Below are 6072 nucleotides of genomic sequence, written 5' to 3' on the forward strand. Positions count from 1 at the left end.
GGGGACAACACCAGGGCACACCCTGACTCCCCGCGAGGGGGAGGACCCATGCCCGAGACCGTCTTTGTCGACAACATCTGGAACGACTTCGCGCACAGCTACGATCAGATGATCCCCGAGCTGCCCTGCTACCAGCGGCAGCGCGAGAAGATCCTCCGCGACACCCGGGAGCGCGCCTATGTCATCGACGCGGGGTGCGGCACGGGGCTCGTGAGCGAGCCGCTGGTGCGCCGGGGCCAGCGCGTCATCGGCTTCGACAACAACGAGGCCATGCTCGCCCTGGCGGTGCGCCGCCGCGCGAAGGAGCCGGAGGCGGTGCGCGCCCGCTGGACGCTCCTGCCGGGGGACGTGACACGGTTCCCCGTGGAGGTGGAGGAGGGTGCGGACGCGGTGGTGATGAACAACGTCCTCTTCTACGTGCGCGACCCGGAGGCCGTGCTGCGCCAGACCTGGGCGTACCTGAAGCCCGGCGGCGTGCTGTGCATGACGAGCAACAAGCGCCCCCGGCCCGACCTGGAGCTGGTGCTGAAGAACTCCATCCGGGAATGGGAGTCCCAGGGGCGCTGGACGGAGGCGCTCCAGCGCGCGGTGAACCACCACCGCACCTGTGCCCAGAAGCTCACCACGGACCCCAACGAGATGGTCACCTTCCTGGATACGGACCAGGCGGTGCGCCTCTTGGAGAAGGTGGGCTTCAGCGAGGCGCTGGTGGCCGACGGTGACGACTACTACGGCGAGAACTTCTACGTCTGCATGCGCAAGTAGGGAGCCCCTCCAATGACGAACGTGAACCCCCGTTTCCAGCGCAACCTGGGCGTCCTCCACCCGCAGACCATGGACAAGCTCGCCAGCACCCACGTGCTCGTCGCCGGCGTGGGCGGCGCTGGCGGCCAGTGCGCGGTGGACCTGGCGCGTCTGGGCTTCGGCTGCCTGACGCTCGCGGACTTCGACGTCTACGAGCGCCACAACATCAACCGGCAGATTGGCTGCTTCGAAAGCACCCTGGGCCAGTACAAGGTGGACGTGGTGGAGCGCATGTGCCGGGACATCCACCCGGACCTGCGCGTGCACAAGGTGAAGGAGGGCATCACCGACGCCAACGTGGCGGACGTGCTCAAGGGCCTGGGCGGCCTGCCGCCGGTGGACTACGTGGTGGAGGTCATCGACATCGCGGGCGCGCGCGCCAAGGAGTCGCTCCACCAGACGTGCCGGCAGCTGGGCATCCCCATCATGACCGGGCTGATGCTGGGCTTTGGCGCCGCGCTCCACGTCTTCCAGCCGGACGCGCCGCTCTACGAGGAGCTCTTCATCCTCCCGGACGGCCGCATCGACCTGCCGAAGATCATCCCGCACCTGGGCAGCTACATGCTCCAGGAGTACATGGACGCCTGCTACCAGGGAAAGGGCCACGCTCCCACGTGCGTGATTGGCGCCACCACCGCCGCGGGGCTGATGGTGAGTGAAATCATGCGGGGCGTGATGCTGGGGGCTCGCGCGATGGTGTCCTGGCCCGAGTACCTCTACGTGGACCTCTTCGACCACCGCTACGTGCGCGGCTCCGTCAGCGCCGCCCGTCCGGGCCGGCCGGTGGGGCAGGGCGCCCGGGGCTGAAAGCAGCCCGCGCGCGTGATTCCGGGGCCGGGGGCCCTTCGACAGGGCCCCCGAATCCCCCCGGGGACTACATCACCACGCCGCGCGACCGCGCTTCGTTCACCACCTGGGTTCCATCCACGCCCAGCCGCCGGGCGATGAAGCCCGCCGCCCCGTCCGCGTTCTTGTGCACGCGGATGAACTGGTCGTCATACGTGCGCGTGACGATGAGCATCCCCGACACGATGACGCGCTGGAGGTTGTGCTGCAGTTCGTTGCCTTCGATGATGACGTGGATCTCCGAGAACAGCGCCCGCGCGTCCGACAGCATGTTGGACAGGTGCCGGCGCTGCTCGCTGTTGGGGACCGCGGACTTGGCTCCCGCGATGGTGACGAGCACCAGCGGCTGCTGCTGGTGCTGCTGGTAGGCGGCCTGCATCTTCTGGAACACCGCTTGAATCTCTTCCGGCGTCGGTGGAGCGTCCCAGCGCAGGAAGAACACCTTGTCGATGACGTCTGTCTTGTAGACCGGAAGTGCCATGGCGTTCGCGACTCCTTCGTGTCGGACCCAGCGGCCGTCCCGGTCGATACGCGTCCGGGCTTTCTCCCTGGGCCTGGGGGACATCCTGCTCTTCAGCCGCGGTCAAGAAACTAGCCCCGAAGGCTGACATTGCTGAGACGACACATCCGCCAACCCCTGACGGCGTCACGGACTGTGTGTTCGCCTCGCGGGCCCGTTGGATGTCCGCTAGCGGATGCTGAACCCAGACGCCAGGGCCGTCACCCCTGTCTGGTTATTCCAATGCGAATGCTACTTTTCAACGGCGACTCCCCATGAAAACAAGAAGGCCCCGGGAGCACGGTGGCTCCCGGGGCCTTCCAGCGGCTTCAGGCCGTCAGACGGTGGGGACTACCCGCCGGAGACGGTGGTCTCCACCGCGCTCGCGTCGCCGGCAATCTGGGCGTCCGTGAAGAGGATGGGGCGCCACTTCTTCTGCGAGAACAGCTGGGTCTGGTCCGCGTAGTGCGGGGACTTCGGGTCGCCGGACTGGCTGTAGGTCAGCACGGCGTTGGCGTTGGGGCCCGCGTCGGTGAACTGGAGCGCCATGACGAAGCTGCTGCCGTTGTTGATGGGGTAGCCCTCCTTCGCCAGCAGGGTGGTGCTGTTGTAGGTGGCCGAGTGGGGCTGGGAGAAGTCGAACAGCGTCGTCTTCGCGGCGCCGAAGGACACGACGTTGGTGATGCCCTCGCGGCTCATACCGCCCTGCAGGGGGATGGGAGCGCCGGTGCGGGTGGTGAACTGCACCTGGCCCAGCGTCTTGTCCACCGTGTTGCCGGAGCGGTTGATGGTGAAGACGGCCTGCGCCAGCTTCGTGAGCACCGGGTCGTCACCGGTGGCCGGGGCCGGGGTCAGGGTGTTGGGCGTGGCGATGGGGTTGGCCGCGTCGAACGGGACGGAGAACAGCGCGCCCGCGTTGAGGAGGTTCGCGCCGGGGTAGGCGCCCAGGAACTCGCGGAACACGAACGGGCCCTTCTGCTCCACGTCGTAGCGGCCGTTCCAGTCGCGCAGCACGGCGCACGCCTGGCTGATGTCCACGGCGTTGTCCTTGCCGCTGGAGTCCTTGTAGTTCACCGTCGTCTTGCCCGTGCAGCGCTCCACGAGCCCCGCGCGCACCAGCTCCTCGAGGGAGCTGCGGTTGCTGAACACGGCCGTCTTCAGCTCCTCGAAGGTGAACTTGCCGTCCGCGCCGGAGGCGCCCGTCGCGGAGACCTCCGTGAGGACCTTGGCGTTCATGCGCGTGCGCGGCGACTGGGGCACGCCCTCCAGGCCGTGCAGCGGGGACTTCCCGGTGATGGGCGCCGCGGGGTTGGCCAGCCAGTAGCTGTCGTTCGCGTTGAAGACGAAGTCCTTGCGGTCCAGCTGCGGCACGTCCTTGAAGGCCACCAGGCCCGGGGTGCGCGCCGGGTTCGGGGACACCTGCCACTCATTGGCCGGGTCGCTGCCGTTGAGCGCCACGAAGCCCAGGGCCTGGTAGATGAGGTAGGAGACGGTGAGGCCGGGCGTGGTCGCGTCGGTGAGCCACTTCTTGTACGCGTCCGGGGTGAGGTTGGGCGTGGGCGTGGCGTCCGTGTACCAGGCGTTGCCCTCCTTGTCGGCGTACATCGTGTTCACCCAGGGCAGGCCCTGCTGGGTGGCGTAGACGTCCTTGAACTCGGCCAGGGACTTGGCCTTGTTCATGCCGTGGAACTGGTCCAGGAACTTCGTGTTGTCGATGTTCGCGTCGCGGATGGTGAGCGCCGTCTTGGTGTTCCAGCCCAGCGCGCCCGGGGGGACGCCCTGCGGCAGGGACGAGTCCGGGATGGCCATCATCGGGCCGTAGTGGCTGAAGTAGATGGTCTGCGTGTAGTTCGTCAGCGACCCCTCCGGCAGCTTCACCAGGATGGTGAAGGTCTTGGAGGTCATGGCGCGCTCTTCGTTGCCGTACTTGTAGACGGTCGGCTTCCCCTCCACGAGCTGCAGCTGGTAGATGGTCGCGCGCTGGCCGGCGGAGAACGTGTGCGTCCAGCCCAGGTTCTCATTGAAGCCGATGAGCACCGCCGGCACGCCCATGAGGCCCACGCCGTAGACGTTCATCTGGCCCGGCACGGTCAGGTGGCTCTCCCACAGGCGCAGCTCGCCTTCCCAGGGGAAGTGCGGGTTGGCCATCACCATGCCCTTGCCGTTGTCGGTGCGCTCGGCGCCAATGGCCCAGCCGTTGCTGCCGAAGTCCGCCGTCTTCAGCTTCTGGAGCTCCTCCAGGGCGGGCATCTGGGGACGCAGCGCGGCCTGCTTCGGGTCCACGGACTGCGCGCTCACGGTGGGGGGCGTGGCCACGGGGATGGTGAGCGCCAGCGCGTTGATGCCCGCGATGAGCGTCAGGTCCGTGTTGTACGCCAGCAGGTCCACCGGGGTGATGGGCCGCACCCAGGGCGCGTTGGCGCACTCGGTGGGACGGGCCTCCGGGGCCGTGTCCTCCAGGTACTTGTTGTAGCCGGCCGCGTAGCCGGTGAGCATGTCCTGCACTTCCTGCGACAGCGTGGGGAAGGCCGCCTGCGCGCGCCCCATCACGTCCATGGCCAGATACGCCAGGTCGGAGCCCACGTTCTTGTTGCCCGCGCCCTGGCCCAGGAAGCGGGCGCGCTCGCTGCGCACCTTCAGGACCTGGTCCGCCAGCGTGCAGACGTGGTCCTGCGCGAACGCGTAGCCCTGGCCGAAGCCCAGGCTGCCGTAGTTGTCCGCGGTGATGTGCGGGATGCCGAAGGAGGTGCGCTTGATCTTCGCCGTGTACTTCGGGGCGGCCGGAGGCGGATTCTGGGGCTCCGGATCCTTGTCGTCACATCCGGCGACAAACGCCAGGGATGCGAGGAGGGTGAAAGAAAGACGGCGGGTCCGGACAGCACGGGACCCTCCGCGAGGAGATGAATTGTCGGGGATGTGCTCGGGCATGGCGGCCCGGAGACTAGGAAGGTGGCGATTCGCCGGTCAATGTTTCTGGGATTTGACTTTTCCACCCAGCCGGAACGTGCGGATGCATTGCGTCGTGGGTTTGGGAAAGCCGGAAAGACGGTGTGTGTTACACGGGAGCCATGACGCCCGAGCCCTCGTCGCCGCCCGCGGCCCGCCGCCAGCGCCGCCACTTCTCCATGATTCGCACCTTCGTGCTGGCGGACTTCGTCACGCTCGGCAACGGCTTCTCCGGCGCCGGGGCCATCCTGGCGGCCATGCAGGCCCTGGCGACGAGCAACCCACGCTGGCTGTGGGTGGCGTTCTGCCTGATGCCGGTGGCGCTGGTGATGGACGTGGCGGACGGCCGCATCGCGCGGTGGCGCTTCCGCAAGTCGCCGCTGGGCGCGGACCTGGACTCGCTGGCGGACGTCATCTCCTTCGGCATGGCGCCCGCGGCGCTGGCGTTCGCGGTGGGCCTGCGCGGCAACCTGGACGTGGCGGCGCTGCTCTACTTCGTCGCGTGCGGCATCAGCCGCCTGGCGCGCTTCAACGTCACCTCCGCGGAGCTGTCCGACGGCACCGGCAAGGTGAAGTACTTCGAGGGCACCCCCATCCCCACCAGCCTGGTGCTGGTGATGGTGCTGGCGGTGGCCACGTGGCAGGGCCGCATTGGCGACGCGCTGTGGGGCGGCGTGTGGAACCTGGGGCCGCTCCAGCTGCACCCGCTGGCGCTGCTCTACGTGCTCAGCGGCAGCGCGATGATCAGCAAGACGTTGCGGATTCCGAAATTCTGAAGTCTTCCGCTGTCGTGGGCGGAGGAGGTGCCAACCAGTGGACGTTCTGGAGGGCAGTTCCACTGTTTTTCCCACGGTGAGGCGGTTGGCAGTCCCGGGGTGGGTGCCTAGCTTCGCCACCTGATCCGCGAGGGCCACACCCGGAAGGTGTGGCTGCCTTACGCGGCTTCAAAGCTTTTGGGCGAGGCGGGGAGGGAAGGG

Annotated in this window: 5 protein-coding genes; 3 read left to right on the forward strand and 2 right to left on the reverse strand. The window is 67.8% G+C overall.

Annotated elements, in window-relative coordinates; genetic code table 11:
- The first annotated feature begins 48 nt into the window (after window positions 1-48).
- Window positions 49-765, forward strand: coding sequence for a class I SAM-dependent DNA methyltransferase (locus D7W79_RS37545; RefSeq protein WP_120530075.1), 717 nt, complete (start codon window positions 49-51; stop codon window positions 763-765).
- A 12-nt stretch (window positions 766-777) separates the two neighbouring features.
- The gene (locus tag D7W79_RS37550; protein WP_120530076.1) at window positions 778-1611 is read left to right on the forward strand and encodes a ThiF family adenylyltransferase; all 834 of its coding nucleotides are present in this window, start codon (window positions 778-780) and stop codon (window positions 1609-1611) included.
- A gap of 67 nt (window positions 1612-1678) precedes the next feature.
- Here D7W79_RS37550 and D7W79_RS37555 read toward each other — a convergent pair whose 3' ends face one another.
- On the reverse strand, window positions 1679-2131 hold the full coding sequence (locus D7W79_RS37555) for a DofA protein (protein WP_120530077.1): 453 nt from the start codon (window positions 2129-2131) through the stop codon (window positions 1679-1681).
- A gap of 369 nt (window positions 2132-2500) precedes the next feature.
- Window positions 2501-5077, reverse strand: a complete 2577-nt coding sequence (locus tag D7W79_RS37560; RefSeq protein ID WP_120530078.1) for an acylase — start codon at window positions 5075-5077, stop codon at window positions 2501-2503.
- Between the two features lie 140 nt (window positions 5078-5217).
- On the opposite strand from D7W79_RS37560, the gene D7W79_RS37565 reads away from it, so the two are divergent.
- Window positions 5218-5871, forward strand: a complete 654-nt coding sequence (locus D7W79_RS37565; protein WP_120530079.1) for a CDP-alcohol phosphatidyltransferase family protein — start codon at window positions 5218-5220, stop codon at window positions 5869-5871.
- Window positions 5872-6072: the final 201 nt, after the last annotated feature.

It is taken from the genome of Corallococcus exercitus, from assembly GCF_003611585.1.
In the GTDB taxonomy this organism is placed as follows: domain Bacteria; phylum Myxococcota; class Myxococcia; order Myxococcales; family Myxococcaceae; genus Corallococcus; species Corallococcus exercitus.